This window comes from Loktanella sp. S4079 (genome assembly GCF_000967725.1).
In the GTDB taxonomy this organism is placed as follows: domain Bacteria; phylum Pseudomonadota; class Alphaproteobacteria; order Rhodobacterales; family Rhodobacteraceae; genus Yoonia.
On sequence record NZ_JXYE01000017.1, the window covers coordinates 1 to 1,335 of the forward strand.

Genomic DNA, 1,335 nt, shown 5'->3' on the forward strand with positions numbered 1-1,335 from the left:
TAGGGCTTGGGCAGCGCGGATCGTGACACCATCACCCCTTGGACTGAGAAGTCCTGCATCACGCGAACCGCAAGAAGTTTGCTGAAGTGCCGATCCATACGCAAATTGACCAATTTGCGCTTCTTGAACGGCGAAATCGTTTTGATCTCGACAAAGTCATTTCCAAGCCTTCCGTCAGAACCCTCGGCACTGAACCGATGCAACGCGATACCATGGACGATGGCCCCGTAAAGTTCTCCAATATCGCCGTAGATTTGAAGATGACGATTGGTTGATGCGTTGAATACGCGCGCCGTGCGCAGCAGTCCTTGCAGCGTGGCAATGTAGACCGGATCAGTATCAGGAAAGTGCAAGCGGATTTGATCGGCCTGCACGGGATCATTGATATTGCCCCAGCTGAGCCATTGGTCTGGGCTCCAAACAGACGTCGGGGTAGTCATTTCTGAAGGCGACGGCATCTGGCAGTTCATGTCAGTCTCCATCGGCCATCTATACTACCGTTGGCCGACGCGTGTGTCGCGGCACAACACGCTGCCAGTCCAGGCCCTCAAACAGGGCCTCGAATTGCGACCGATTGATGGTGATCACACCATCCGTCATCTGGGGCCAGACAAAGCCTGCCCCCTCGATGCGTTTATAAGCCATGACAAGCCCGGTCCCGTCCCAGACAATCAGCTTCAGCCGATCCGCCCGCTTGGAGCGAAAGATGAAGATGGCGCCGCTGAACGGATCGAGATCGAGCTCGTTCATCACAATAGCGGCCAGCCCATCCATGCCTTTGCGGAAATCAACCGGCTGGGAGGCCAGATAGAGTTTGAAATTGCCGGATGGCGAAATCATGCCCGCGCCTCAACAGCCAAGATGATCTTCACCAAATTATCAACCGGGTAGGAGGTGGGAAGCGCAAGATTGAGCTCTTTGAAACGAAGGTGGATCTGGCCAGTATCAGCATCAATTTCGGCGGTTTCAGAGTGTTCTTGCTCTTCAACGACCACTTCCGAGAACACGAGCTCTTCACGCCGCGCCGTGCGCCGCGTTCCCGCACGCCTGACATCAGAGCGCCATTTATAGACAAGGGATTGGGAGACGTTGCAGGTTTTCATGACGTCGCCAACATTGAGCTCACCGCTGTCCATCTTGTCGTTAACGAAGCGTTTGAAGCTGGGTGGCCAAACGCGCCGCCCCCCAGCGTGGACTTCGATTTTGAAGCCGTAGACTTCGAAGGATCGGACTTCCATTCCCATGACTGCGCCTTTTCTTTGTTTGGCGGCAGTATCTCACGATGAAATCGAAAGCGTCAGATGCTACGGAGGGGGTCGGATGCAACGCTTACGG

The 1,335-nt window shown here is 54.9% G+C and carries 3 protein-coding genes; all 3 read right to left on the reverse strand.

Annotated elements, in window-relative coordinates:
- Positions 1-470: hypothetical protein (locus TW80_RS17065; RefSeq protein ID WP_204218526.1), on the reverse strand; the 470-nt coding region annotated here is incomplete at its 3' end.
- A gap of 19 nt (positions 471-489) precedes the next feature.
- On the reverse strand, positions 490-840 hold the full coding sequence (gene tnpB, locus TW80_RS17070) for an IS66 family insertion sequence element accessory protein TnpB (RefSeq protein WP_045998682.1): 351 nt from the start codon (positions 838-840) through the stop codon (positions 490-492).
- Entirely contained in the window at positions 837-1,244 is a 408-nt protein-coding gene (locus TW80_RS17075) for a hypothetical protein (RefSeq protein WP_157033330.1), read from the reverse strand. Before TW80_RS17075 ends, tnpB begins: the two co-directional genes overlap by 4 nt.
- Positions 1,245-1,335: the final 91 nt, after the last annotated feature.